Genomic DNA, 26,998 nt, shown 5'->3' with positions numbered 1-26,998 from the left:
CTAGTATGAATCGTTGTGAACGGTCTGTACAGCACGGCCTGATGGGTCAACACAGTTTTGGAACGACTCATCCCATTCAATCGCTTTCGCTGAAGAACACGCTACTGAAGGGCCGCCAGGAACACACTCTGCCGCAGATGGCAGTGGGAACAACTCTTCAAAGATTTCGCGGTATACATAACCTTCTTTTGTTGTTGGTGTGTTGTAAGGGAAACGGTATTGCGCTGTTTCCATTTGCTGGTCCGTCACTTTCTGTTCTGCTACTTCTTTCAACGTATCGATCCAGCTGTAGCCTACGCCATCAGAGAACTGCTCTTTTTGACGCCATGCGATCGATTCTGGCAGGTAGTGCTCGAAACACTCACGAAGAATGTGTTTCTCCATCTTGCCGTTGCCACACATCTTGTCAGCTGGGTTCAAGCGCATTGCTACATCAATGAACTCTTTATCTAGGAAAGGTACACGGCCTTCTACCCCCCACGCTGCTAGTGATTTGTTAGCACGTGCGCAGTCAAACATGTTTAGAGCTAGAAGCTTACGTACAGTCTCTTCGTGGAACTCTTGAGCGTTTGGTGCTTTGTGGAAGTACAAGTAACCACCGAAGATCTCATCCGCACCTTCGCCAGACAGTACCATCTTGATGCCCATCGCTTTGATCTTACGACCCATTAGGAACATTGGTGTTGAAGCTCGAATCGTCGTTACATCATAAGTTTCAATGTGGTAAATCACGTCACGAATCGCGTCCAAACCTTCTTGGATGGTGTACGTCATTTCGTGGTGAACCGTACCAATTTGGTCGGCAACTTCACGAGCAGCTTTCAGATCAGGAGCGCCTTCTAGACCGACAGCAAAAGAGTGCAGTTGTGGCCACCAAGCTTCAGACTTCTCATCATCTTCAATACGCATCGCTGCAAAGCGTTTTGCTACCGCAGATGTAATAGAAGAATCTAGACCGCCTGAAAGAAGTACACCGTAAGGCACGTCAGTCATCAGTTGGCGCTTGACCGCTGCTTCTAGCGCTTCAGTCAATTCTTCTTTGCTAGTGCTGTTGCCTTGTACTGCTGCATACTCGTTCCAGTCACGGATGTAGTAGCGTTGAGGCTCTGCATCTGCACTGCCGTAGTGACAACCTGGAGGGAACTCGCTCACGGTCTTACATACTGGTACTAGTGCTTTCATTTCTGAAGCAACGTAGTAGTTGCCGTGCTCATCGTAACCTTGGTAAAGCGGAATGATACCAATGTGGTCACGGCCTACTAGGTATTCATCTTTTTCTTCATCGTAAAGTACGAATGCGAAAATACCGTTTAGTTCTTCAAGAAGGTCTGCGCCCATGTCTTGGTATAGCGCTAGGATAACTTCACAATCTGAATCGGTTTGGAATTCGTATTTGCCTTCGTAGCGAGCACGAATCTCTTTGTGGTTGTAGATTTCACCGTTTACAGCAAGGATGAGTTTTTTATCAGGGCTGTATAGTGGTTGCGCACCACTATTTAGGCCAACGATCGCTAGACGTTCATGCGCAAGAATTGCGCGCTCTGATGAGTAAATACCAGACCAGTCTGGACCGCGGTGACGAAGCTTTTTCGACATCTCAAGGGCGATAGGGCGCAATGCTGCTGCATCGCTCTTAATGTCTAAAATGCCAAATACTGAACACATACAACATCCTTTTTAAACTAAACAATTTTTAATCGGTATGGGTTCAATTTGCCATTCTGAGTAAAAAAAGCAACGTTTGATGATTAAAAAAATGATAAAAAGGCTTGATGATTAGATAGTGTTTAAAAATAACTTTAATTTGGTGAATGAGATCAAGGTTTGGTTTAAAAAATGCACAAAAAAGCCCTCTTATTAGAAGAGGGCTCAATAAAGCTGGTTGCGTTTTATGCTTATTTCATCGGTGTAAATTGAGGTTGAAGTTGCTCGCAAACATGACGTGCGAAACCACTACCAGCTTCGCTATAGATATTGAATGCGGCATCGACTCCCGTCTCTAGTAATCCTTCAAGTTGATCTGGATACTCGGCAATCGCTGCAATCTGCCCTTTGTAGTTTCGGCTTTGAAGCTGCTCAAGTGCCGTTTGGTTACCTTGGTGATGTGGCATTGCCAGAAGCACCATTTTCACGTTAGCCGTATCCAAAATACGCTCCCAGAAATCCGGGTCAGTTGCATCTCCCGAGATCACGTTACGACCTTCCGAGCGATGTTTATGCGCAGCTTCTTCACGAACCTCCACGCCAAGTGAAATCTTACCGTAGCGAGATCGCAGTTCATCGTATGCACCGGTTCCAATTCGACCCATACCGAGGATCAGTACTTGAGCATGACCTGGGTTAATGAGTTGGTCGCGTTGGTTCAGTTTCTCTGCAGCGGTTTCTTGCAGCCATTTACCTGAATGTTGGTAAATCTGATGGCCCAAACGGTTAAGTGGCGCTGAGATGATAAACGAGATAGAAACGGCAACGGCAATCGCTGCCAGCATGTCACTTGGCATCCATCCCATTTTGTATGCGAGACCACCAACAATCAGGCCGAACTCACTGTAGTTGAAAAGTGATAGCGACGTCAGCAATGAAGTACGCACACGGAACTTAAAGTGGTTGATGGTTAAGAAGTACAGCAACCCCTTGATTGGCAGTAACAAGATAAATAACAGAGCTAGGCCAACCCCCGTAAAGCTCAAGGATGCTGATAAACCGATATTGAGGAAGAAACAAACTAAGAACAGCTCTTTCATATTAAAGAGCGATTTTGATAGCTCGGACGCTTTGCGATGCCCAGCCAAGAGCATGCCTAAAATCAACGCGCCTAAATCAGGTTTCATTCCCACCAGTTCAAACAAGCCTGCGCCAACTACTAATGCGAAGAAAATGCCGAACAACACCAGCATTTCTCCGTGGCCTACTTTATCCAACAACTTGTAGAACAGAGGTCGAGCGAGTGGTAGGGCAAACAATCCAATGGCGTACCACTCTGGAATTTTACCAGTGGAAGCAGTAAGGAATACTACGGCAAAGATATCCTGCATAACCAGAATACCGATTGCTAGTGTGCCGTAAGTCGCGTTCATCTCACCTTTTTCTTGCAGTGTCTTAACCGCAAATACCGTACTGGAGAAGGAGAGGGCGAAGGCGAGAAGCAGAATCTGGCTGTGATCCATCGTGGAGAGTGATGACAACCCTAGCAGTTTTAGACCAACGAGAACCAGCGCAAAGAAAAGGGTAGAAAGAATATTGTGCGCAGTAGCGCCGCCCCAAATTTCTTTAGAAAGCAGCGTTTTTACATCCAGCTTTAAACCAATGGTGAAAAGCAACAAAGTCACACCAAGGTCAGCAAGCGTGACAATGACGTCATTACTTTGGTAGCCAAACGCGTGAAGGCCGAAACCAGCGAGTAGGAAACCGACCAAAGGGGGGAGGTTACATTTTAGAGCGATGAAGCCGGCGAGGAACGCCGTTGTAATTAGAATAATTTCCATACTGTTGAGCTATATTCCTGATATACAAAAACGGGCTGTGAAACCACAGCCCGAGATTGTAACTCAATTGGTTGTATAAACTTAGTCTTCTAGTAACTTTTGTAACAAAACTCCGTTTAACATAGCGCGTTTAATCATCGCAAATGCGCCCATCGTTGGTTGCTTATCAATGTGAGAGGCAACAATTGGAAGCTCGTTATGGAAAGTTTTCAGAGATTGGTTTTCCACATTGCGTTGAATTGCAGGAAACACAATTTCTTCAGCGGCAGTAATGTCACCAGCAATGACGATCTTTTGAGGGTTGAACAAGTTGATTGTAATCGCGATAGCTTTACCAAGTTGGTTACCTACGCGTACAAGGCTTTGCTTCGCCAGCTCGTCACCGTTCATCGCGTGCGTACAAACGTCATCAATGGTGATGTGCTCAAGTTGAGTCAGGCTTGATTCGTAGCCTTGAGCAATCAGTTTTTTAACGCGTTGTACGATGGCAGGGTTTGCTGCAACCGTTTCTAGACAGCCGAAGTTACCACACTGACATTGCTCGCCAAGTGGGTCAATTTGGATATGACCGATTTCACCGACGTTGCGGTTGAAACCAAGGAATACCTGACCATTCACGATGATGCCCGCACCAGTACCACGGTGAACACTAACCAGAATCGAATCTTGGCAGTCTTGGCTCGCGCCAAAGTAGTGCTCAGCCAGTGCCATACCACGAACGTCGTTACCAACAAAACACGCGGTGTTGAACTTCTCGCGAATGATTTCGCCCAGCGCTAAGTTATCAATGTCGGTATTCGGCATGTATTCAACGACACCAGTGGTTGGGTTTACCAAACCAGGCAACGTGATACCGATAGCGATAAGTTGGTCGATTTTGTCTTGGCAGCGATTCACAAAGTCTTTCAGTAAATCAATCAAACCGGCGATTAAGTCAGCTTGGTTGGTGTAGTGAAGTTCGTGTTGGTCTTCTGCTAGTGCTGTGCCGCCTAGGTCATACAAGCAGAATTGCACGTAGTCACGACCTAATCGAACAGCGATAGAGTGGAAGGGTTTTACTTCAGTGGTCAGCGAGATAGCTCGGCGACCACCGGTAGAAGCTTGTTGCGCGACTTCTTTGATTAAGCCGCGCTCTAAAAGTTGGCGGGTTATTTTGGTAACACTCGCTGGGGCGAGCTGACTAACATCCGCTACCTGAATACGGGAGATTGGACCTTGTTGGTCAATCAGCCTGTATACCGCAGCACTGTTAAGCTGTTTTACTAAATCTACATTACCAATCTGTCCGCCATTCATGCTTAATTTTGCTCGTATTGTCCGTTAACAACCGTCGCTTTTACATTGAAGTCACGATCGAAAATAGTCAGGTTCGCTACCATTCCTTTTCGAACTCGGCCTAGTTGTTCCTCAACACCGATTGCGGTTGCTGGGTACAGTGTCGCCATTCGTAGAGCTTCGTCTAAAGCGATGCCTGCGTGCTCAACCGTGTTCTGAACTGCTTCGATCATAGTCAGAGCTGAGCCGCCTAGTGTGCCGTTTTCATCAACACACTTACCATCTCGGTAATATACTTTCTTACCGACAAAAATAAAGTGATCAATGTTAGCACCTGCTGGAGCTGTGGCATCCGTCACCAAAACAAGCTTTTCACCTTTGATTTTATGAGCAATTCGGATGTTTGCGTAGTCTACGTGGAAACCATCAGCAATGATGCCTGCATAAACTTCTGGTGTATCGTAAATCGCACCCACCACACCTGGTTCACGACCAACCATTGGTGTCATCGCGTTGAATAGGTGAGTCGCAAATGAGATACCAGCTTCAAAGCCTTGGCGTGCTTCTGCGTATGTTGCGTTGGTGTGACCGATAGAAACCACAATGCCAGCTGCTTTCAAACGAGAGATGTGCTCAGGGTCATTTTGTTCTGGTGCAAGTGTAACTTTTGCGATGATGTCAGCGTTCGCGCAGATCAAGTCAATCATGCCGTCGTCAGAAGGGCGGATGAAGTCAACGCTGTGAATACCTTTTTTCGCTACGTTAAGGTACGGACCTTCAAGATGCAGACCTAGCGATTGGTTTTGGTATTTGTTGTGGTACTCGCGAGCCGCTGAGATTGCAGCGCGCATGTCTTCGTCTGAAGATGTGATTAAAGTAGGTAGGAAGCTTGTACAACCAGATTTTAGGTTAGCTTCGTGCATGATCTGCATTGTTTCTGGTGTGATTTCGTCGTTAAGCATCACACCGCCACAGCCGTTTAGCTGTAGGTCGATAAAACCAGGGCTTAGGTTAGCACCGTCCAGATCTTTAACTTCAATACCTTCTGGTAGTTGAGTTACTGGCACAACTGATTGAATCTGGTCATTGTCGATGATGACAGCATGATCGGTAAGAACATCACTACCGGTATAGATTTTACAGTTACTTAGCGCGTACATAGTCAGCTAGTCCTTATAGATGAGAATTCATTTTCTGTTCCGTTATCTAACTGGTGACTCTGTGAGTCGGGCTGGTACTTAGTTTGTATCACTGAATTAGATAACGAGTCACATACAGCAAGTCGCGTTTTATCGATGTCATTATCAGAGTAACTAACTGAAAAATAATAAATGAATTAGTTTTTATGATTGTTTTCCAGAGCAAAGTTACTGCGAATCATCTGTAGAGATACCAAAATAACACTGATTCTGTCTTGCATAAAGTACGAGAATCTTATCTCTAAAACGCCATTTTTTCGTATAATAAAATAAGTTTTATGATCTCGCTAGCAAAAACCTTCTGAATGACCAATTTCTGGTGATTATGATCACAAACAATGAGGTTTTAATTTGCGGAGCAAAATTAATATCATAAACTGGTAGCGACTAAATTGAACGACTGAAATAAGTTATTCAACAAAACATAAAATCCTATAGGGGGAACTTAAGGTGAATATTCTTGGATACGCGCAGAAGTTAGGTAAAGCTCTTATGCTTCCTATCGCAACGCTTCCAGTTGCAGCGCTTTTACTACGTTTGGGTCAGCCTGACCTTTTAGATATCGCGTTTATGGCATCTGCTGGTAACGCAATCTTTAGTCAACTACCACTACTATTCGGTCTAGGTATCGCGATCGGTCTTTCTAAAGATGGTCAAGGTGCTGCTGGTCTAGCTGGTGCAGTTGCTTACTTCGTTCTTACTGCAACAGCAGCAACAATCGATGCAAGCGTTAACATGTCATTCTTCGGCGGTATCATTGCTGGTATCATCGCTGGTCACTCTTACAACGCTTTCCACGCTACTCGTCTTCCTGAGTGGTTGGCATTCTTCTCGGGCAAACGTCTAGTACCAATCATGGCGGGTCTATTCTCGCTAGTTGCTGGTGCAATTGCTGGTGTTGTATGGCCAACAATCCAAGGCGGTCTTGACGCTCTAGCGCACGCAGTTTCTACTTCTGGTGCTATCGGTCAGTTCGTATACGGTACTCTTAACCGTGCACTTATCCCTGTAGGTCTACACCACGTACTAAACTCATACTTCTGGTTCGGTATGGGCACGTGTCAAGAAGTTCTAGTGTCTGGCGCAACTGCTGCTGGTCAAGCGCTTCCTGCTCTACAACAGCTTTGTGTTGACCCAGCTCTAGCTAAGACTCTTGTTGCTGGTCAAACTCACACATTCGAATTCGCTAACTCTGTAACTCCAGAAATCACAGCAACAGTTAAAGAAGTAACTGAAACTCTGAAATCTGGTGACCTACACCGCTTCTTCGGCGGCGATAAGAGCGCTGGTGTATTCATGAACGGTTTCTTCCCTGTAATGATGTTCGGTCTACCAGGTGCGGCGCTTGCAATGTACCTAGCAGCACCAGTTGAGAAACGTAGCCAAGTTGGTGGCGCACTATTCTCAGTAGCATTCTGTTCATTCCTAACAGGTATCACTGAGCCTCTAGAGTTCATGTTCGTATTCCTAGCACCTGCTCTATACGCAATCCACGCAGTATTTACAGGTCTGTCTCTAGTACTTGCAAACATGCTTGGCACACTACACGGCTTTGGTTTCTCTGCGGGTCTAATCGACTTCGTACTGAACTACGGTCTAGCAACTAAGCCTCTAGTGCTTCTTGCTCTAGGTCTAAGCTTCGGTGCTCTATACTTCTTCACATTCAGCTTCGCAATCCGCGCTTTCAACCTGAAATCACCAGGTCGTGAAGATGACGACGAAGAAGCGTCTGCAGCTCCAGCTGGTGATGCAGCAAAAGGTGACCTAGCTCGTCAATACCTAAAAGCGCTAGGTGGTCACGATAACCTAACTTCAATCGACGCGTGTATCACTCGTCTACGTCTAACACTTAAAGACCGTTCTGTTGCTGACGAAGCTGTTCTTAAGAAACTAGGCGCGAAAGGTGTGGTTAAGCTTGGCGAAAACAACCTTCAAGTTATCCTTGGTCCTCTTGCAGAAATCGTTGCTGGTGAAATGAAAGCAATCGGTGCAGGTGAAGACCTATCAGATGTAAAACTTCCTTAATTGCATCTTACTGACTCTCTATAAAGACCTCCCTCGGGAGGTCTTTTTTTGTTTGTGTGGATCTAATATGCTGCGCTTTCAAGCGAAGAAGAGAAATATTGCCGTTTTAACGACGGTTCTTGTTGTCTAATCGCTAAGAATTGTGGATCATTAGGAACAATGCACTCTGTAAACCGAGTAAGGCTACGGAGTACTGTTTTCTCTGACAATACTAATATTTTTGAGGTGCTATAGATGAGTGAAGCTGATGCTCGTCCATCAAACTTTATTCGCCAGATCATTGATAAAGATCTAGCGGATGGTAAACACACTAGCGTGCATACTCGATTCCCGCCGGAGCCGAATGGCTACCTGCACATCGGTCATGCTAAGTCTATCTGTTTGAACTTCGGTATTGCTCAGGACTACCAGGGCCAATGTAACTTACGTTTCGACGATACAAACCCTGAAAAAGAAGACATCGAATACGTTGAGTCTATCAAGAAAGATGTAAACTGGTTGGGCTTTGAGTGGGATGGTGAAGTATGTTACTCATCAAACTACTTCGACAAGCTTTACGAATATGCAATTGAATTGATTAATAAAGGCTTAGCGTACGTTGATGAGCTAAGTCCTGAGCAGATTCGTGAATACCGCGGTACGCTAACGGCTCCGGGTAAACCAAGCCCATACCGTGACCGTCCAGTAGAAGAAAACCTAGCGCTATTTGAAAAAATGCGCGCAGGTGAATTCGAAGAAGGCAAAGCGTGTCTACGTGCGAAGATCGACATGGGTTCTTCATTCATGGTAATGCGTGACCCAGTTATCTACCGTGTACGTTTTGCGACTCACCACCAGACTGGTGATAAGTGGTGCATTTACCCAATGTACGACTTCACACACTGTATCTCTGATGCGCTAGAGGGCATTACGCACTCTATCTGTACTCTAGAGTTCATGGATAACCGTCGTCTGTACGACTGGGTTCTAGACAACATCACGATTGATTGTCGTCCACACCAGTACGAATTCAGCCGCCTAAACCTTGAATACACAGTGATGTCTAAGCGTAAGCTAAACCAACTAGTGACTGAGAAATTGGTTGATGGTTGGGATGACCCACGTATGCCAACAGTCTCTGGTCTGCGTCGTCGTGGCTTTACATCTGCATCTATTCGTGAATTCTGTAAGCGTATTGGCGTAACGAAGCAAGAGAACATGATTGAGTTCGGTTCACTAGAATCTTGTATTCGTGATGATCTAAACGAAAACGCACCACGTGCGATGGCTGTTTTAGATCCAGTTAAGATCGTTATCGAGAACTTCGAAGAAGGCGCGGTAGAGACGTTGACTGTTGCTAACCATCCAAACAAACCTGAGATGGGTGAGCGTGAAGTGCCATTCACTCGTGAAGTTTGGATCGAGCGCGAAGACTTCCGTGAAGAAGCTAACAAGAAATACAAGCGTCTTGTTCTAGGTAAAGAAGTTCGTCTACGTGGCGCATACGTGATCAAGGCTGAACGCATCGAGAAAGACGCGGAAGGCAACATCACAACAATCTTCTGTACTTACGATGCTGAAACGCTAGGTAAGAACCCAGCAGATGGCCGTAAAGTGAAAGGCGTAATTCACTGGGTATCAGCAGACAAAGCATTGCCTGCAGAAATCCGCATGTACGATCGTTTGTTCACAGTACCAAATCCAGCTGCTGCGGATGACTTTGCTGCGACAATCAACCCTGAATCACTAGTGGTTCTAAACGGTTTTGTTGAGCCAAGCCTAGCAAATGCAGAAGCGGAAACAGGTTACCAGTTTGAGCGTATGGGTTACTTCTGTGCAGATTCAAAAGATTCTTCAGCAGATAACCTAGTATTCAACCGTACGGTTGGTCTACGTGATACTTGGGCGAAAATCGAGAACCAATAATCTCTATTCTTCGCTAATAAAAATGCCAGCATCATTGCTGGCATTTTTTATGTCTTAATTTGGTTCAAATGTTGTCACTGAACCGTTCCTAGAGTTATACCAATAGACAATCTCGGCATTGTCAGGGTTGCTGTTGTAACCTTGTTTGGTATAGATAAAGTAGCAGAGGGCTAGCTTTCTTTGAACTACGCCGTTTGCATCTTGAAACGTTAAATTTCTACGCTTTGTAATAAAGTCGACGGAATCTGATTCTGCTGCGTTGCTTGAAAACGTATAGTCAGTATTAACTATCGCGGTAAACAGTTCATAACAACCTTGGTCTCCTTGGCCTATGTTATGGGGTTGTCCCATCGGCTCACCCTTGTTGATACCAAGTGGGTAGCCTACGTCATTCATGTCCAACATGTAATTGCCATTATTGTCCGTTGGACCATATCCTGGCATGTTGTTCATTCCTGCGGAGCCGCCGCCATTGATTTGCCATTTTGAATGTGCGTATTTAAGAGCGCTTTCAAAGGCTCCAAAAGTTTCCGCAATTTTTGCTTCGCGAGCATCGTCTTGTAAGTTTAAAAAACGTGGGGCCACAAATACGGCAAGTATCCCAAGAATAACAATGGCAATAATCAGCTCAAGTAGGGTAAAGCCTTTAGAATTCCTTTTCTTCATCGTTTTTCTCCATAAAAAAACGCCAGCCTTAGCTGACGTTTTACTATGTTTATGAGTAAAAAGAAATACTTCTTACTTTGTTGGCTTGTGCGCGTTTGGATTGTCTTTACAAGAACTGTCCGTGCATTTGCCGTATAGGTACAAGCTGTGGTTAGTCAACGTCACGTTGTACTTAGCTGCGATTTCTTTTTGACGCTGTTCAATCACATCGTCAGAGAATTCAATCACTTCACCACAGTCTAGACACACTAGGTGATCGTGGTGGTGTTGAGTAGACAGTTCAAATACTGACTTACCACCTTCGAAGTGGTGGCGAGTTACAATACCAGCATCATCGAACTGGTTTAGTACACGATAAACGGTTGCTAGACCGATCTCTTCACCTAGATCAATCAGCTTTTTGTACAAATCTTCAGCACTGATGTGCTGGCAGTCTGGCTGCTGAAGTACTTCTAGAATTTTTAGCCTTGGAAGGGTTACTTTTAAGCCCGCATCCTTCAGCGCCTGATTATTATCTGACATATACTTTCCCGTTGGATCATCTGCAGCGATTTAACAGAATTCAATATTCCTACCATTATAGGCGAAGCGTACTGAACATTAAACCACGAACTTCAAAGGGTTAATAGATTCTTTTTGTAAATTGGAAACAGGTCGATTATATTACAGATCAGACCAGTTACAAATTGATAACATTAGAACGCAAAGACTACGGATAGTTATGAATAAGCGACTTGCTAAGATATATAAACCGGGATTTGTGAAGTTTGCGCTCAATATTTGGCCGCCATTTTGGGGCGCAGGTATCAAAATCTTACATATTTCTGAAGATTTTCGAACGGTTAAAGTCCGCTTGAAGCTTCGCTGGTGGAACAAAAACGCCAATCGAACCCAATATGGTGGCAGCATTTTCTCGTTGACCGATCCGATCTATTCGCTGATGTTGATGGGTATTCTGCGTGAGGAATATTACGTCTGGGACAAAGAAGCCAGCATCAATTTCATTAAACCTGGACAGAGTGATTTGTTTGCCGAGTTTGAAGTAACCGAAGGCATGTTAGACGATATTTACCAAATGACTCGTAATGGTGAAAAGTGCTTTCCGGAGTTTATTACTCACGTGAAAGACAAAGACGGCAACGTTGTGTCCGAAGTGCAGCGCAAGTTGTATGTGAGGAAGAAACCTCAATACAGAGAGGAAGAGGTAGCAACGGAAGCTTCCTGATAGGCAGATACAAAAAGACCTCCAATTAGGAGGTCTTTTTAATGAATGCGTTATTAGCCTTCAAGCTCAGCTAGGCACATCTCTTCGTAGATTTGCTTAACCCAGTTTTCAACGCGCTCGTCAGTCAATTCTGGTTGACGGTCTTCGTCAATACATAGACCAACAAACTGGCTATCGTCACCTTCTACGAGTGCTTTAGACGCTTCGAACTCGTAACCTTCAGTTGAAGTGTGGCCCAAGATAGTGCCGCCTTTTGCTTCAACGATGTCACGTACTGTGCCCATTGCGTCACAGAAGTACTCTGCGTAATCTTCTTGGTCACCACAACCGAAGATAGCAACAAGCTTCGTAGAGAAGTCTACTTGCTCAAGCTCTGGGAAGAAATCGTCCCAATCACATTGTGCTTCACCGTAGTACCAAGTTGGGATACCTAGAAGTAGAAGATCAAAGTTATCAATGTCTTCTTTGCTGCTTTTTGCGATGTCTTGAACGTGAACTAGTTGTTTACCTAGTTGCTTTTGAATCATCTTTGCAACGGCTTCAGTATTACCTGTGTCGCTACCGAAGAAGATACCTACACTTGCCATAGAGTCTATACCTTTACATTGTTTGTTACTGGCGATGGGGAGAGGAGCTTAACCTAGCCCTGTGCCTTCCCAACTGAGCTGAATGAGGCCTTTAGCGATGAAACCAGCACAGCCTAGGAAAAGAACTAACCATACAATACGACGACCAAAAACAGGTACATTGCCTTGCTTTAGTACATCTTTTATCGCCATCCCGATGAAAAAGAAGATAGCAGCAAAAAGAAGATCGAGCCCGATCGACTCGAGCATGTCCATATAGTCGTATAGCATTGTCGTCCTTCATGCCAAAAATTCTTGGGCGCACTATACCACTGTTAAACGGTAAAGTTAATGCACAACAAGGAGGGTTATTTCAATAATCTGGCGTTGTTTTTCGAATTTGTTAACTCGAAATATATTTCCTGATCACCCGCATGACTTCTGCTGGTTTTTCAGCGTGTAGCCAATGTCCTGTATTAGCAATAATGTGCGCTTTTGCATTGTTAAACTGTCGCTTAACGGCTGGCTGGTGCTCAGGCATCAAGTAATCAGAATCACCACCTTTGACAAATAAGGTTGGGATGTCTGTTGTTGTGATTTCTTGCCAACCAATGATGTTGTCGTAGTTGTTGAGCAAGCTAGCAACGTTGAAGCGCCAATCCATTTTATCGCCGTTTTTGTATAACGATTTCGATAAGAATTGTCTTACACCATCCATTTCAATATGTTGAGCAAGAATGTCCATGGTTTGTTGGCGGTTAGTTGGTTGTTCTTTTACTACGGCTTGCAGACCATTAAACACGTTATCATGGCGATTAGTCTGGTAAGCCACTGGCGCCATATCTAAGACAATAAGTTGTTTTACGAATTCAGGAGCGATATCTGCCAGTTTCATCGCAACTTTTCCACCCATAGAGTGGCCGATGACAAGTGCTGGTTCGATGCTTAAATGGCGAAGCAAATCAGCAACATCTTGTGCCATCACTTCGTAATTGTGTGTGTCTGAATGGAAAGAGAGGCCATGATTTCGTAGATCAATACTGATCACACAGTGATCTTGAACGAGGTCGCGAGCCAGTAAACCTAGATTACTGAAACTGCCAAACAATCCATGAATCAAAACAACCGTTTGGCCTTGCCCTTCCTGCTTATAGTTGAGTAATGCTGACATTTTATCTTATTCGTGATGGGTTTAACGTGGAGTATCCGCGAGGATCTCGTTATAATCCCCCAGAGTTTAAACATTGAGAATGTGAAAAGCGAATGAAAACAATTGAGGTTGATGAGGATCTATACCGTTACATTGCGGGTCAAACCAAGCATATCGGTGAAAGTGCCTCGGATATTTTACGACGCCTTTTGAACCTTGATGGCCAGTTGCAGGAAGCAGTTGTTGCACCTGTAGTAGAACAGCCACAAGGGATTGTAGTAAGTAAAGATGCTGGCAAAGCAGAATCAGTAGATATCGTAAAAGAGATGCGTTCTCTACTTATCTCTGATGAGTTTGCTGGTCTTAAGAAAGCGATTGATCGCTTCATGTTGGTATTATCAACCTTACACAAACTGAATCCAGAGAGCTTCTCTCAAGCGACAAAAGTGAAAGGACGCAAACGCGTTTACTTTGCTGATAACGAAGAGACTCTGCTAGCAAACGGTAACACTACCAAACCTAAAGCAATTCCTGGCACGCCATTCTGGGTAATCACCAACAACAACACCAGTCGTAAGCGACAAATGGTGGAGCAGGTGATGACTCACATGGAATTCCAGCCTGACTTAATAGAGAAAGTAACAGGTTCAATCTAAGAAACCTGATAGAAGCCTCATAATGTGTAGCGTTTAGCGGATATTATGAGGCTTTTTTGATTTTATTTGTTTTTAAAGAAAGGATGTCAAACATGGCTATGCACCCTCGTGCTGGGCAAAAAGCGCAGCAGGAAGATCTTCACAATATCCCAGCACTCGTTGCGAACTACTTCTTACTTCAACCAGACGCAGCAAACGCAGAACACAAAGTTCAATTTGGTACTTCTGGCCACCGCGGTACTGCAGACAAGCACACTTTTAACGAAAACCACATTTTAGCGATCGCTCAAGCGGTAGCAGAAGTTCGTGCTGAGCAAGGTACAACAGGTCCATTGTTTGTGGGCAAAGACACGCACGCGCTATCTGAACCAGCGTTTTCAAGTGTGATTGAAGTATTGATTGCAAACGGTGTGAAAGTGATTGTCCAACAAGACAACGGTTACACGCCAACGCCAGGTATTTCACACGCGATTCTGACTTACAACATCAAGCACGATGATAAGGCAGACGGCATTGTGATTACTCCGTCTCATAACCCACCACAAGACGGCGGTATTAAATACAACCCGACTCACGGTGGTCCTGCAGAAGCTGAACTGACTCAAGCGATCGAAGATCGTGCGAACGCTCTGATTGCTGAAGGTTTACAAGGTGTTAAACGCCTACCACTAGCAGAAGCTAAAGCATCGGATCTGTTTGTTGAGATGGACTTGGTGAAACCATACATCGATGATCTAGTTAACGTTATCGATATGGAAGCAATCCAAAAAGCAAACCTGAAGATTGGTGTAGATCCATTGGGTGGCAGTGGCATCGATTACTGGCGTCAAATTGGTCAGGCATACAACCTAGACCTAACGCTAGTAAGTGAAGCGATTGACCCTTCTTTCCAATTCATGTCGCTAGACAAAGACGGCGTTGTACGTATGGACTGTTCTTCTCCTTACGCAATGGCAGGTCTATTGGCACTGAAAGACGAGTACGATCTAGCATTTGGTAATGACCCTGACTACGACCGTCACGGTATCGTTACGCCAAAAGGTTTGATGAACCCGAACCACTTCTTAGCGGTTTGTATCGACTACCTATACCGTCACCGTGACGCGTGGGGTAAAGATGTCGCTGTTGGTAAAACGCTAGTTTCAAGCGCCCTGATTGACCGTGTTGTTGCGGATCTAGGTCGTGAGCTATGTGAAGTACCTGTTGGCTTCAAGTGGTTTGTGGATGGTCTGTACACTGGTAAGTTTGGTTTCGGTGGTGAAGAAAGTGCTGGTGCATCTTTCCTGCGTAAAGATGGTACGCCTTGGTCAACAGACAAAGATGGTATCTTGCTATGTCTTCTAGCTGCAGAGATCACTGCGGTAACGGGTAAGAACCCTCAAGATTACTATGAAGAGCTAGCGGCGAAGCACGGTGAGTCTAAGTACAACCGTATTCAAGCTGTCGCAAATGGCCCACAAAAAGACGTATTGAAGAAGTTGTCACCAGAAATGGTTGCGGCTGAAACTCTAGCTGGTGATGCAATCACTGCTCGTCTGACGCACGCTCCAGGTAATGGTGCTGCGATTGGTGGCCTTAAAGTAACAACAGCGAATGGTTGGTTCGCTGCACGTCCATCAGGCACTGAAGACATCTACAAGATCTACTGTGAAAGCTTCAAAGGTGAAGAGCACCTAAAACAAATCGAAGCTGAAGCACAAGAAATCGTTAATCAAGTATTTGCAGCCGCTGGTTTGTAATGCAAACGATTAAAGTTCGAAAGGGTCGACATTGCGTCGGCCCTTTTTTGTTTGTGAGGAGGGAACGCTGCGCTTCGAGAGTCGGGAGCGCTTCGCTTTAGGAATCGAGATTCCCGTTTCCCGCTTTAGTTCGGCCAAGTATCCGGTACAACAAACCAAAATTGACCGCTCTTTGTTTGAGCGTGAACAAACCTATCTGATGGTTTATCGATAGGCTCTAAGAACTCCTCATTACCAATTGCCCACAGTGGTTTGGAAAGAGCATATAAAGGTTCTTTGATCTCTTCCCATTGGCTTTGATAACACCAATTGCCGGATATTTGGCTTTGGTTTAGTTCATAACCTAAACAGGTTGTAGGGATTGGTTCGGCTGAGAAAGGATTTACATAGAGGCGACCTTGCATCAACAAGTGTTCGCTCGGTATGGAGTCTAACGGTAGCTGCTGGTGGAACTCTTCTCTCTGGCTCATTTTTAGTTGGTGAGTGAGCATACGATCGAGTTTCTTATGCAGTTGGTCGTGTGCATTCGGGCCATACCAAATGCCTTTATGCAGTAAGTAGAATTTAATGGCGACTTCCCAATGTTCGTGTTGGTTTGTTTCCCGGTTTTCGAGGATCAAATCGACGGCGCCAATTGTGCGCCCAGTAGTGTCATTAAGTTGGATTTCTTCGGCAATCAGTTCATATCGTGAAGAGCAAATCAGCAACTTGGTACAAAGGTGTTGATAGAGGAATCCGAGTCGAGGGTTGCCGTCATAGTCTTCGTTGTCCGATAGAGGTAAGGTCGGAATATCTTCAACAGTGACGAAAGGTTCCTTAAGTTTGAAAAGAGGTGGGGTGTTAGCAATCCATTGATGGAAACGTTGTAGTGAATTCATCCATTATCCTTGTTGTCACGGGCAAAGCCTTTCTAGTGTATCGAAATTTATTCTGGTTGGGGATGCCACAACTAGCATCCTGATCGCGGTTCGATATACACTTTGTTCAAGCCACAAGTATTGGAAGTAACAATGAACAATTTACAGCTGGAAAAGATCCTTAACGAGAAATTATCGCCGCAACTTATTAAAGACTACGCACCGAATGGAATGCAAGTTGAAGGCAAATCAGAAATCAAACGCATCGTGACAGGCGTTACGGCCTCACAAGCATTGATCGATAAAGCCATCGAGTTAGAGGCTGATGCATTGCTTGTTCACCACGGCTATTTTTGGAAAGGCGAGCCAGAGCCAATTCGTGGTATGAAAGGAAAGCGTATCCGCAGCTTGATCAAAAGTGACATCAACCTTTACGGCTACCATTTGCCGCTAGATATTCATCCTGAGTTGGGTAACAACGCAGAGTTGGCACGCTTGCTAGACATTGAAGTGGAAGGTGGCTTAGAAGGACACCCTCAATCTGTCGCTCTGTTTGGCCGCTTGAAACAAGCAATGACTGGCGCTGACTTCGCAAACAAAATCAATCACGTATTAAACCGTGAACCTTTGCATATCGCCCCTGACAATGCAGAAAAAATGATTGAGACTGTTGGTTGGTGTACCGGCGGTGGTCAAGACTTCATTGAGCTTGCGGCTCAGCATGGATTAGATGCGTTTATTTCGGGCGAGATCTCAGAGCGTACTACTTACACGGCTCGTGAATTGGATATCCATTACTTCTCTGCAGGTCATCACGCAACCGAACGTTACGGCATTAAAGCGTTGGGTGAATGGTTGGCACAAGAGCACGGTTTAGACGTTACGTTTATTGATATTGATAACCCAGTATAGAAAGGACGGGCTTTGTCCTTTGAGATGCATTCCATAGAGCGCAACTCGTTCTCATCTCTTCAAAATAGAAAGGGTTGACGCTTTCACGTCAACCCTCATATTTATTCGATTCTCGATTCTCGATTCTCGATTCTCGATTCTCGATTCTCGATTCTCGATTCTCGATTCTCGATTCTCGATTCTAACGCTTACTCGCGCTCATGCAGTGGAGAAAACTCGCGTTGAGTTTCACCAGTGTATAGCTGACGAGGGCGACCGATTCGGTTTAGTGGATCGCTGTGCATTTCGTTCCAGTGAGCAATCCAGCCGATAGTACGAGAAATCGCGAAGATTACCGTAAACATCGATACAGGAATACCGATTGCTTTTAGGATGATGCCTGAGTAGAAGTCTACGTTCGGGTATAGCTTCTTAGACACGAAGTATTCGTCAGAAAGCGCAATACGCTCAAGTTCCATCGCTACGTCTAGTAGTGGATCTTTGATGTTTAGCTCTTTTAGAACCTCGTGACATGTTTCACGCATTACCGTTGCACGTGGGTCGTAGTTTTTGTAAACGCGGTGACCGAAGCCCATTAGACGGAATGGGTCATCTTTGTCTTTTGCACGCTCAACGTACTCAGGAATGTTGTCTACGCTGCCGATCTCTTCAAGCATCTTCAGACATGCTTCGTTTGCACCACCGTGTGCAGGACCCCATAGAGAAGCAATACCTGCGGCAATACATGCGAACGGGTTCGCACCAGAAGAACCAGATAGACGAACCGTCGACGTTGATGCGTTTTGTTCGTGATCTGCGTGAAGCGTGAAGATCTTATCCATCGCACGCGCAACAACAGGGTTTACTTCGTATTCTTCACATGGGTTTGCGTACATCATGTGTAGGAAGTTTTCTGCGTAGCTTAGGTCGTTACGAGGGTAGATAAATGGCTGGCCGATTGAGTATTTGTAACACATCGCCGCCAAAGTAGGCATTTTCGATAGTAGACGGTATGCCGCGATTTCACGGTGTTCGTCGTTGTTGATATCTAGTGAATCGTGGTAGAAGGCCGCTAGTGCACCAACCACACCACACATTACTGCCATTGGGTGAGCGTCGCGTCGGAAGCCGTGGAAGAAGCTTGCGATTTGCTCGTGCACCATAGTATGGCGAGTAACCGTTGTTTTGAATTGCTCGTATTGCTCACGGGTAGGGGCTTCACCATAAAGCAGGATGTAACATACTTCCAAGTAATCTGCGTTATTGGCTAATTGATCAATCGGGTAACCGCGGTGCAAAAGAATACCTTTGCCGCCATCGATGTACGTGATTGATGATTCACAAGATGCAGTGGCAAGAAAACCTGGGTCAAAAGTAAAGTAACCATTGGCTCCCAGTTTACGAACATCAATCACAGGTGTACCTAGCGTACCGTCCATAATTGGCAGTTCGATTGGCGCATGACCTTCGATGTGAAGGGTAGCTTTCTTATCCGCCATAACAATCTCCTTTGTTTATTATTTAATCCGTCCAGGATGTTTATGTGCCATTTTTGTACTGTTGTTAAAGCTTAAAGTCAATTTTTCTCCATTTTTGTGTGCACTTGTTATGATTTTTCTCATGAAAATCGTTAAAAATCTGTTCTATGTAGCATAATTTGTTACATCAATTGTATTAGAATGTTGCTGGCCGTATATTGGCACAGAAAATTTTAGTTAAATCCTTATAAATTCGGGGCTAGAAACAAAAGTGAGGTTTGTTTGTGGACTCCGTTTGTTAACAAAGTGTTTACAATTATCTCCGAGCTTATTGCGAGTATTTGTTAATCAAATGTTAACTTTTGTACGTTTGGAAGCTGAAATTGGTTATAACAATAAATGCTCAATGGAGCTGAGTGAGCAAGCCCGTGAAAGAAAGAAAGTCAAGACCTGTTAATTTAGATTTACAGACCATCCGCTTTCCCATCACAGCAATCGCGTCAATCCTGCACCGTGTGTCGGGTGTGATTACGTTTGTTGCGGTGGGTATATTACTTTGGTTACTGTCCATTTCTCTGTCATCCCCGATGGGTTTTATGGAAGCCGCTGACATCGTCGATAGCTTCTTCGTGAAATTCATTCTGTGGGGCATTCTAACTGCACTTGCCTACCACATTGCTGGTGGTGTTCGTCACTTACTGATGGACCTAGGCCACTTTGAAGAACTAGATTCAGGCGCGATGAGCGCTAAAGTCGCGTTTGGTGCTACTGCAGTGTTATCACTATTGGCGGGGGTCTTGGTATGGTAAAACACGTTTCTTCATTCGGTCGTAATGGTGTTCACGATTTCTTATTGATTCGTGCGTCCGCCATCATTATGACTCTATACACGATTTATCTGGTGAGCTTTTGTGCTTTCTCAGACATCTCTTACGCATCTTGGACCCAGTTCTTTGGTGGCACGTTCACTAAAGTCTTCACCATGTTGGCACTTGTTTCTATTTTGATCCACGCGTGGATCGGCTTATGGCAAGTTTTAACGGATTACATTAAGTGCGCGAAACTTCGTGGTGCACTTCAACTTGGTGTTATTGCCGTGCTATTCGGCTATGTCTTCTCTGGTCTATTTATTCTGTGGGGTGCGTAAGTGTCTATTCCAGTTCGTGAGTTTGACGCCGTAGTAATCGGCGCTGGTGGTGCAGGCATGCGCGCTGCACTACAAATTTCGGAGCAAGGCCTTTCTTGTGCGTTGCTGTCTAAAGTTTTCCCAACACGTTCACACACTGTTTCTGCTCAAGGTGGTATTACGGTTGCGCTAGGTAATGCGCACGAAGACCATTGGGAACAGCACATGTACGATACGGTTAAAGGTTCTGACTATATCGGTGACCAAGACGCAATCGAGTACATGTGTAAGAACGGTCCTGAGTCTGTTATCGAGCTAGAGAAAATGGGTCTTCCTTTCTCTCGTTTTGATAACGGCACTATTTACCAACGCCCGTTTGGTGGCCAGTCAAAGAACTTTGGTGGTGAGCAAGCAGCACGTACCGCGGCAGCGGCTGACCGTACTGGTCACGCACTTCTGCACACGCTTTACCAACAAAACATCAAGCACAAAACAACGGTATTCTCTGAGTGGTATGCTCTTGATATCGTTAAAAATGAAGATGGTGTTGTTCTAGGCTGTACTGCGCTATGCATGGAAACGGGTGAAGTGTGCTACTTCAAATCGAAAGCAACCATCTTAGCAACTGGTGGTGCAGGTCGTATCTACGCATCAACAACTAACGCGCACATCAATACTGGTGATGGTGTTGGTATGGCACTTCGTGCGGGCGTTCCGATGCAAGATATGGAAATGTGGCAGTTCCACCCAACGGGTATCGCTGGCGCAGGTGTGCTTGTAACCGAAGGTTGTCGTGGTGAGGGTGGTTACCTTCTAAACAAAGATGGTGAACGCTTCATGGAGCGCTACGCACCAAACGCGAAAGACCTTGCTGGTCGTGACGTGGTTGCTCGTTCAATGATGATTGAAATCCGTGAAGGCCGCGGCTGTGATGGTCCTTGGGGTCCACACATTAAACTGAAACTTGATCACCTAGGTAAAGATACTCTGGAGTCTCGTCTACCGGGCGTTTGTGAGTTGTCTCGTACATTTGCGCACGTTGACCCGGTCAAAGAGCCAATCCCTGTAATTCCTACGTGTCACTATATGATGGGTGGTATTCCTACTCAGGTATCAGGCCAAGCGATTCGCCAAGACGAGAATGGCGCAGACGTTGAAGTTCAAGGTCTGTTTGCTTGTGGTGAGATTGCTTCTGTATCGGTACACGGTGCAAACCGTCTAGGTGGTAACTCACTGCTTGACCTTGTGGTATTTGGTCGTGCGACGGGCCTTCATCTGGGTGAAACACTGCTTAAACAAGCTGACGCGAAACCTGCGACAGAAGCTGATATTGAACGTTCACTAGAGCGTTACAACCGTTGGGAAAATAGCACTGACGGTGAAGATCCAGCGCAAATTCGTAAAGACCTACAACAGTGTATGCAAAACAACTTCTCGGTATTCCGTGAAGGTGATGCAATGGCAAAAGGTCTGGTAGAGCTGAAAGCTATCCGTGAACGTCTGAAAAACGCTCACCTTGCTGATAAGTCGACTGAGTTCAACACACAACGCATTGAGTGTCTTGAACTAGAAAACTTGATGGAAACTGCTTATGCGACGGCGGTGGCGGCTAACTACCGTACAGAAAGCCGTGGTGCGCATGCTCGCTTTGACTTCCCTGACCGTGATGATGAACAGTGGCTATGTCACTCTATCTACAACCCGGAAACGGAAGCAATGACGAAACGTGGTGTAAACATGGAGCCAATCCATCGTGAAGCATTTCCGCCAAAAGCACGTACGTACTAAGGAAAGGAGGGTAATATTATGAAACTGAATTTCTCTTTGTACCGCTACAACCCGGATGTCGACCAAAAGCCGTACATGAAAGACTACACGCTTGAGGTGGAAGAAGGATCAGACATGATGCTTCTGGATGCATTGATCCTTTTGAAGGAGCAAGACCCTAGCATTGCATTCCGTCGTTCATGCCGCGAAGGGGTATGTGGCTCTGATGGCCTAAACATGAATGGTAAGAATGGTCTAGCGTGTATTACACCGCTATCTGCACTGCAAGGTGACAAGATTGTCATTCGACCTCTACCGGGCCTACCAGTAGTGCGTGATCTTATCGTTGACATGACACAGTTCTACGATAACTATGCGAAAGTTAAGCCTTTCTTGATTGATGATGGTGCTCTACCTCCATCTCGCGAGAACTTACAATCGCCAGATGAGCGTGCGCATTTAGATGGATTGTACGAATGTATTATGTGTGCATGCTGTACAACTTCTTGTCCATCATTCTGGTGGAACCCAGATAAATTTATCGGCCCTGCTGGTCTTCTAGCAGCTTACCGTTGGCTAATTGATAGCCGAGATACGGCAACTGATGAACGTTTGTCCGATCTTGATGATGCATTTAGCGTTTTTCGTTGCCATGGCATCATGAATTGTGTAAGTGTTTGTCCTAAGGGGCTAAATCCAACGAAAGCCATCGGTCACATCAAGTCGATGCTAGTCAATCGTTCGATTTAATTAACAACAAAAATTGCCGACCCAAATGGGTCGGCTCTTAATAGCTCGGCGCAGACCGAAGCAAACGTGAAAACTACTGGTTAAGGGAAAATATGCACAACGGCGTGATGAAGGCATGGCTCGAGTCTTCACACTTGGCTGGCGCCAATGCAACGTATGTAGAGGACCTCTACGAACTGTATCTAAGTGACCCCGATCTGGTAAGTGAGGAGTGGAAACGCGTATTTGATGAGCTGCCTAAAAGCTCAGAAGAAGTGGCTGAACAGCCGCATTCGCGTGTCCGTGACTACTTCCGACGACTCGCTCAAGAAACAAAGCATTACAGTGTCCAAGTTAGTGATCCAGATGTCGACGCTAAGCAAGTAAAAGTTCTCCAGCTTATCAACGCATACCGCTTCCGCGGTCATGAAGCTGCAGAGCTCGATCCTCTAGGTCTATGGCAACGTCCACCTGTGGCGGAGCTAGACCCTGCATTCCACAATCTCACCGAAGATGACTTCGCAGAAACTTTCAACGTAGGTTCTTTTGCCATTGGCCAAGAGACGATGCAGTTGAAAGACATCTACTCGGCACTAAAGAAAACCTACTGTGGTTCTATTGGTGCAGAATACATGCACATGACAGACACAGAGCAAAAGCGTTGGATCCAGCAACGTTTAGAGTCTGTGGTTGGTCAGCCATCTTTCGATAAAGACGAAAAACGTACATTCCTTGAGGAGCTTACAGCTGCTGAAGGTCTCGAGCGTTACTTGGGTGCTAAGTTCCCAGGTGCAAAACGTTTCTCGTTAGAAGGTGGTGATGCACTGATTCCGATGACAAAAGAACTGATTCGTCATGCTGGTACCAGCGGCATGCGTGAAGTGGTCATCGGTATGGCTCACCGTGGACGTTTGAACATGTTGGTCAACGTTCTTGGTAAGAAGCCTCAAGATTTGTTTGATGAGTTTGCAGGTAAACACGACGAAACATGGGGTACGGGCGATGTTAAGTACCACCAAGGTTTCTCGGCAGACTTTGCAACGCCAGGTGGTGATGTTCACCTAGCGCTCGCATTTAACCCATCTCACCTTGAGATTGTAAACCCAGTAGTTATCGGTTCAGTTCGTGCACGTCAAGATCGCCTTGGTGACTTTGATGGCAGCCGCGTACTACCAATCACTATTCACGGTGATTCTGCGATCGCAGGTCAGGGTGTTGTAGCTGAGACGTTCAACATGTCTCTTGCTCGTGGTTTCTGCGTCGGCGGTACAGTGCGTATTGTTGTGAACAACCAAGTTGGTTTCACAACCTCTAACCCTCGTGATACGCGTTCTACCATGTACTGTACTGATATCGCTAAGATGGTACAGGCTCCGATTTTCCACGTTAACGCTGACGATCCAGAAGCGGTTGCTTTCGTAACGCGTATTGCATTGGATTACCGTAACGAGTTCAAACGTGATGTTGTCATTGATTTGGTTTGTTACCGCCGTCATGGTCACAATGAAGCGGATGAGCCGAATGCAACTCAACCGTTGATGTACCAGAAAATCAAAAAGCACCCAACACCACGTAAGCTATACGCTGATGTACTGATCGATAAAAATGAATCAGACATTGAAGTTGCAACTCAGCTTGTGAATGAGTACCGCGACGCACTGGATAAAGGTGAAGTTGTGGTGAAAGAGTGGCGTCCAATGGCACTTCACTCTGTTGACTGGTCTCCATACTTAGGTCACGACTGGGATGTTGAGTGGGACAACAAGTTCGATTCAACTCGCTTGAAAGAGCTTGGTCAACGCCTAATCCAATACCCAGACAGCCATAAGCTACAAAGCCGTGTAAACAAGCTATACAACGACCGCTCAGCAATGATCAGCGGTGAGAAGCCTCTTGATTGGGGTATGGCTGAAACACTGGCGTACGCAACCCTAGTTGATGATGGTAAGCGTATCCGTATCTCTGGTCAGGACTCAGGTCGTGGTACTTTCTTCCACCGCCACTCTGTTCTGCATAACCAAAATGATGCGAGCACTTACATCCCACTAGCGAATATTCATGACAAACAAGGGCCATTCCAAGTGTTTGACTCAGTGTTGTCAGAAGAGGCGGTATTGGCATTTGAGTACGGTTATGCAACGGCAGAGCCAAGCGGGTTGACCATTTGGGAAGCACAGTTTGGTGACTTCGCAAACGGCGCACAAGTTGTGATTGACCAATTTATCTCGTCAGGTGAGCAAAAGTGGGCTCGTCTGTGTGGCCTAACTATGCTGTTGCCACACGGTTATGAAGGCCAAGGCCCAGAGCACTCATCAGCGCGTCTAGAGCGTTACTTACAATTGTGTGCTGAACAAAACATGCAAGTTGTAGTGCCATCTACACCTGCGCAGGTTTACCACATGATCCGTCGTCAGGTGGTGCGTCCTATGCGTCGTCCACTGATTGTTATGTCACCTAAGTCGCTACTGCGTCATCCACTTTGTACGTCTTCATTAGAAGATCTTTCTGAAGGCACATTCCAGCCAGCGATCCCAGAGATTGATAATCTGGAGCCAAGCAAAGTGAAACGTGTTGTGTTCTGTTCAGGTAAGGTTTATTTCGACCTTCTAGAACAGCGTCGCAATAACGAACAAGATGATGTTGCTATTGTGCGTATCGAGCAACTGTACCCATTCCCTCTGGATGAAGTACAAGCGGCGATTGCGCAATACACGAATGTTGAAGATTTCGTTTGGTGTCAGGAAGAGCCTCAAAATCAGGGCGCTTGGTACTGTAGCCAACACAACTTCCGTGCTGCTATTCCAGCAGGTGCAGATCTTAAATACGCAGGTCGCCCAGCTTCTGCTTCGCCAGCAGTAGGCTACATGTCGGTGCACTTGAAACAACAAAAAGCGTTGGTTGAAGACGCTCTGAACGTGAACTCAAAAACTTCGAATTAAGAACTAGAAGTTAAAGGAAGAAACAGATATGACAATTGAAATTCTGGTTCCAGATTTACCTGAATCAGTTGCTGACGCAACCGTAGCGACATGGCACAAACAACCAGGCGACGTAGTCGAGCGTGATGAAGTTCTGGTTGATATCGAAACCGATAAAGTCGTGCTTGAAGTTCCTGCTCCGGAAGCCGGCGTTTTAGAAGCCATTATTGAAGAAGAAGGTGCAACAGTACTTTCTAAGCAGTTGATCGCGAAGCTTAAGCCTGGTGCTGTAGCGGGTGAGCCAACAACCGATTCAACCGAAGACAAAGAAGCGTCTCCTGATAAGCGTCATAAAGCTGCGCTTACAGAAGAAAGCAACGATGCGCTAAGTCCAGCGGTTCGTCGTCTTCTAGCTGAACACGGCCTAGAAGCAAGCCAAGTGAAAGGTTCCGGTGTTGGCGGTCGCATTACTCGCGAAGATATCGAAGCTCACCTTGCAAACGCAAAAGCTGCGCCAAAAGCAGAAGCGCCAGCAGCAGTTGAAGCACCGGCAGCCGCACGCAGCCAAAAACGTGTTCCTATGACGCGTCTACGTAAGACAGTAGCAAACCGTCTTCTAGAAGCGAAGAACAACACGGCAATGCTAACTACGTTTAACGAAGTGAACATGAAGCCAATCATGGATCTTCGTAAGCAGTACAAAGACCAGTTCGAAGAGCGTCACGGTATTCGTCTAGGCTTCATGTCTTTCTACGTGAAAGCTGTAACAGAAGCACTAAAACGTTACCCAGAAGTGAATGCATCTATCGATGGTGATGACATTGTTTACCACAACTACTTCGATATCAGCATGGCGGTTTCTACGCCACGCGGTCTAGTGACACCAGTACTTAAAGACTGTGACACACTAGGTTTTGCAGATGTTGAAAAGGGCATTAAAGAGTTAGCAATTAAAGGTCGTGATGGCAAGCTAACCGTTGATGAACTAATGGGTGGCAACTTCACTATCACTAACGGTGGTGTATTTGGTTCACTGATGTCTACTCCGATTATCAACCCACCACAATCAGCAATCTTGGGTATGCACAAAATCCAAGAGCGCCCAATGGCGGTTGATGGCAAAGTAGAAATCTTGCCAATGATGTACCTAGCACTATCTTACGACCACCGTTTGATCGATGGCCGTGAGTCAGTGGGCTTCCTAGTAACGATTAAAGAGCTACTAGAAGACCCAGCGCGTCTGCTATTAGACGTTTAATATCGCTAAAACGTCGAGTTGTCCTTGATGGCTCGACGTCTACAGCATCCAAGGCTAGACTGGCTCAGCGTCTGGCCTTCACT

At 45.6% G+C, this 26,998-nt stretch carries 23 protein-coding genes; 12 read left to right on the top strand and 11 right to left on the bottom strand.

Annotation, left to right across the window (positions count from 1 at the left end; genetic code table 11):
• The 4 genes from asnB to nagA all read right to left on the bottom strand — a co-directional run bounded on the left by asnB (window position 1) and on the right by nagA (window position 5,920).
• Window positions 1-1,665 (bottom strand): asparagine synthase B, encoded by a 1,665-nt coding sequence (asnB, locus tag ACLIIY_RS10885; RefSeq protein WP_009707221.1) that lies wholly within the window; start codon window positions 1,663-1,665, stop codon window positions 1-3.
• Between the two features lie 230 nt (window positions 1,666-1,895).
• A complete protein-coding gene (locus ACLIIY_RS10880; protein ID WP_009707220.1) occupies window positions 1,896-3,485 on the bottom strand; it encodes a cation:proton antiporter family protein in 1,590 nt (529 codons plus the stop codon).
• Window positions 3,486-3,566: 81 nt separating this feature from the next.
• Window positions 3,567-4,781: a DNA-binding transcriptional regulator NagC gene (gene nagC / locus ACLIIY_RS10875; protein WP_005436955.1), complete on the bottom strand. Its 1,215-nt coding sequence runs from the start codon at window positions 4,779-4,781 to the stop codon at window positions 3,567-3,569.
• Window positions 4,782-4,783: 2 nt separating this feature from the next.
• Window positions 4,784-5,920 (bottom strand): N-acetylglucosamine-6-phosphate deacetylase, encoded by a 1,137-nt coding sequence (gene nagA, locus ACLIIY_RS10870; RefSeq protein WP_009707219.1) that lies wholly within the window; start codon window positions 5,918-5,920, stop codon window positions 4,784-4,786.
• A gap of 489 nt (window positions 5,921-6,409) precedes the next feature.
• Between nagA and nagE the strand changes: the two genes are divergently transcribed.
• Both nagE and glnS read left to right on the top strand, forming a co-directional pair.
• A complete protein-coding gene (gene nagE / locus ACLIIY_RS10865) occupies window positions 6,410-7,984 on the top strand; it encodes an N-acetylglucosamine-specific PTS transporter subunit IIBC (protein ID WP_009707218.1) in 1,575 nt (524 codons plus the stop codon).
• A 234-nt stretch (window positions 7,985-8,218) separates the two neighbouring features.
• The gene (gene glnS, locus ACLIIY_RS10860; RefSeq protein WP_005436961.1) at window positions 8,219-9,889 is read left to right on the top strand and encodes a glutamine--tRNA ligase; all 1,671 of its coding nucleotides are present in this window, start codon (window positions 8,219-8,221) and stop codon (window positions 9,887-9,889) included.
• A 54-nt stretch (window positions 9,890-9,943) separates the two neighbouring features.
• On the opposite strand, the gene ACLIIY_RS10855 is transcribed toward glnS, so the two are convergent.
• Together ACLIIY_RS10855 and fcrX are read right to left on the bottom strand one after the other, a co-directional pair.
• Window positions 9,944-10,555, bottom strand: a complete 612-nt coding sequence (locus ACLIIY_RS10855; RefSeq protein ID WP_078607740.1) for a type II secretion system protein — start codon at window positions 10,553-10,555, stop codon at window positions 9,944-9,946.
• A gap of 72 nt (window positions 10,556-10,627) precedes the next feature.
• Window positions 10,628-11,077, bottom strand: a complete 450-nt coding sequence (gene fcrX / locus ACLIIY_RS10850) for a ferric iron uptake transcriptional regulator FcrX (protein WP_005436964.1) — start codon at window positions 11,075-11,077, stop codon at window positions 10,628-10,630.
• A gap of 199 nt (window positions 11,078-11,276) precedes the next feature.
• On the opposite strand from fcrX, the gene ACLIIY_RS10845 reads away from it, so the two are divergent.
• The gene (locus tag ACLIIY_RS10845) at window positions 11,277-11,780 is read left to right on the top strand and encodes a DUF4442 domain-containing protein (RefSeq protein WP_009707215.1); all 504 of its coding nucleotides are present in this window, start codon (window positions 11,277-11,279) and stop codon (window positions 11,778-11,780) included.
• Between the two features lie 53 nt (window positions 11,781-11,833).
• Here the strand turns inward: ACLIIY_RS10845 and fldA are convergent, their stop codons facing one another.
• From fldA to ACLIIY_RS10830, 3 genes are all read right to left on the bottom strand, one after another.
• Complete coding sequence (gene fldA, locus ACLIIY_RS10840; protein ID WP_005436966.1) at window positions 11,834-12,367, bottom strand: flavodoxin FldA; 534 nt, start codon at window positions 12,365-12,367, stop codon at window positions 11,834-11,836.
• A 48-nt stretch (window positions 12,368-12,415) separates the two neighbouring features.
• The gene (locus tag ACLIIY_RS10835; protein WP_005446406.1) at window positions 12,416-12,637 is read right to left on the bottom strand and encodes a DUF2788 domain-containing protein; all 222 of its coding nucleotides are present in this window, start codon (window positions 12,635-12,637) and stop codon (window positions 12,416-12,418) included.
• Between the two features lie 112 nt (window positions 12,638-12,749).
• Window positions 12,750-13,517 carry an alpha/beta fold hydrolase gene (locus tag ACLIIY_RS10830; RefSeq protein ID WP_434527605.1) on the bottom strand — a complete coding sequence of 256 codons (768 nt, stop codon included), beginning with the start codon at window positions 13,515-13,517 and terminating at the stop codon, window positions 12,750-12,752.
• A gap of 92 nt (window positions 13,518-13,609) precedes the next feature.
• Here ACLIIY_RS10830 and seqA point away from each other — a divergent pair, with 92 nt between their 5' ends.
• Complete coding sequence (gene seqA / locus ACLIIY_RS10825; protein WP_005436968.1) at window positions 13,610-14,152, top strand: replication initiation negative regulator SeqA; 543 nt, start codon at window positions 13,610-13,612, stop codon at window positions 14,150-14,152.
• Between the two features lie 92 nt (window positions 14,153-14,244).
• Entirely contained in the window at window positions 14,245-15,891 is a 1,647-nt protein-coding gene (gene pgm / locus ACLIIY_RS10820; RefSeq protein ID WP_009707213.1) for a phosphoglucomutase (alpha-D-glucose-1,6-bisphosphate-dependent), read from the top strand.
• Window positions 15,892-16,016: 125 nt separating this feature from the next.
• Here pgm and ACLIIY_RS10815 read toward each other — a convergent pair whose 3' ends face one another.
• Window positions 16,017-16,769 carry a DUF1853 family protein gene (locus tag ACLIIY_RS10815; RefSeq protein WP_434527604.1) on the bottom strand — a complete coding sequence of 251 codons (753 nt, stop codon included), beginning with the start codon at window positions 16,767-16,769 and terminating at the stop codon, window positions 16,017-16,019.
• A 132-nt stretch (window positions 16,770-16,901) separates the two neighbouring features.
• Between ACLIIY_RS10815 and ACLIIY_RS10810 the strand changes: the two genes are divergently transcribed.
• Window positions 16,902-17,660 carry a Nif3-like dinuclear metal center hexameric protein gene (locus tag ACLIIY_RS10810; RefSeq protein ID WP_038893270.1) on the top strand — a complete coding sequence of 253 codons (759 nt, stop codon included), beginning with the start codon at window positions 16,902-16,904 and terminating at the stop codon, window positions 17,658-17,660.
• Window positions 17,661-17,848: 188 nt separating this feature from the next.
• Here the strand turns inward: ACLIIY_RS10810 and ACLIIY_RS10805 are convergent, their stop codons facing one another.
• A complete protein-coding gene (locus ACLIIY_RS10805; protein WP_005436975.1) occupies window positions 17,849-19,138 on the bottom strand; it encodes a citrate synthase in 1,290 nt (429 codons plus the stop codon).
• A gap of 395 nt (window positions 19,139-19,533) precedes the next feature.
• Between ACLIIY_RS10805 and sdhC the strand changes: the two genes are divergently transcribed.
• From sdhC to odhB, 6 genes are all read left to right on the top strand, one after another.
• The gene (gene sdhC, locus ACLIIY_RS10800; RefSeq protein ID WP_050907754.1) at window positions 19,534-19,926 is read left to right on the top strand and encodes a succinate dehydrogenase cytochrome b556 subunit; all 393 of its coding nucleotides are present in this window, start codon (window positions 19,534-19,536) and stop codon (window positions 19,924-19,926) included.
• On the top strand, window positions 19,920-20,264 hold the full coding sequence (gene sdhD, locus ACLIIY_RS10795) for a succinate dehydrogenase, hydrophobic membrane anchor protein (protein WP_005426689.1): 345 nt from the start codon (window positions 19,920-19,922) through the stop codon (window positions 20,262-20,264). Before sdhC ends, sdhD begins: the two co-directional genes overlap by 7 nt.
• Window positions 20,265-22,031, top strand: a complete 1,767-nt coding sequence (sdhA, locus tag ACLIIY_RS10790) for a succinate dehydrogenase flavoprotein subunit (RefSeq protein ID WP_005436979.1) — start codon at window positions 20,265-20,267, stop codon at window positions 22,029-22,031.
• An 18-nt stretch (window positions 22,032-22,049) separates the two neighbouring features.
• Window positions 22,050-22,760 (top strand): succinate dehydrogenase iron-sulfur subunit, encoded by a 711-nt coding sequence (locus ACLIIY_RS10785; RefSeq protein WP_009707208.1) that lies wholly within the window; start codon window positions 22,050-22,052, stop codon window positions 22,758-22,760.
• A 92-nt stretch (window positions 22,761-22,852) separates the two neighbouring features.
• Window positions 22,853-25,678, top strand: coding sequence for a 2-oxoglutarate dehydrogenase E1 component (gene sucA, locus ACLIIY_RS10780; protein WP_005436984.1), 2,826 nt, complete (start codon window positions 22,853-22,855; stop codon window positions 25,676-25,678).
• A 28-nt stretch (window positions 25,679-25,706) separates the two neighbouring features.
• The gene (gene odhB, locus ACLIIY_RS10775) at window positions 25,707-26,915 is read left to right on the top strand and encodes a 2-oxoglutarate dehydrogenase complex dihydrolipoyllysine-residue succinyltransferase (protein WP_020196060.1); all 1,209 of its coding nucleotides are present in this window, start codon (window positions 25,707-25,709) and stop codon (window positions 26,913-26,915) included.
• The last annotated feature ends 83 nt before the right edge of the window (window positions 26,916-26,998 follow it).

This window comes from Vibrio sp. K4, from assembly GCF_051122595.1.
In the GTDB taxonomy this organism is placed as follows: domain Bacteria; phylum Pseudomonadota; class Gammaproteobacteria; order Enterobacterales; family Vibrionaceae; genus Vibrio; species Vibrio owensii.
The sequence above is the reverse complement of the archived record's forward strand: the minus strand, read 5'-3'. Positions and strand labels throughout refer to the sequence as shown.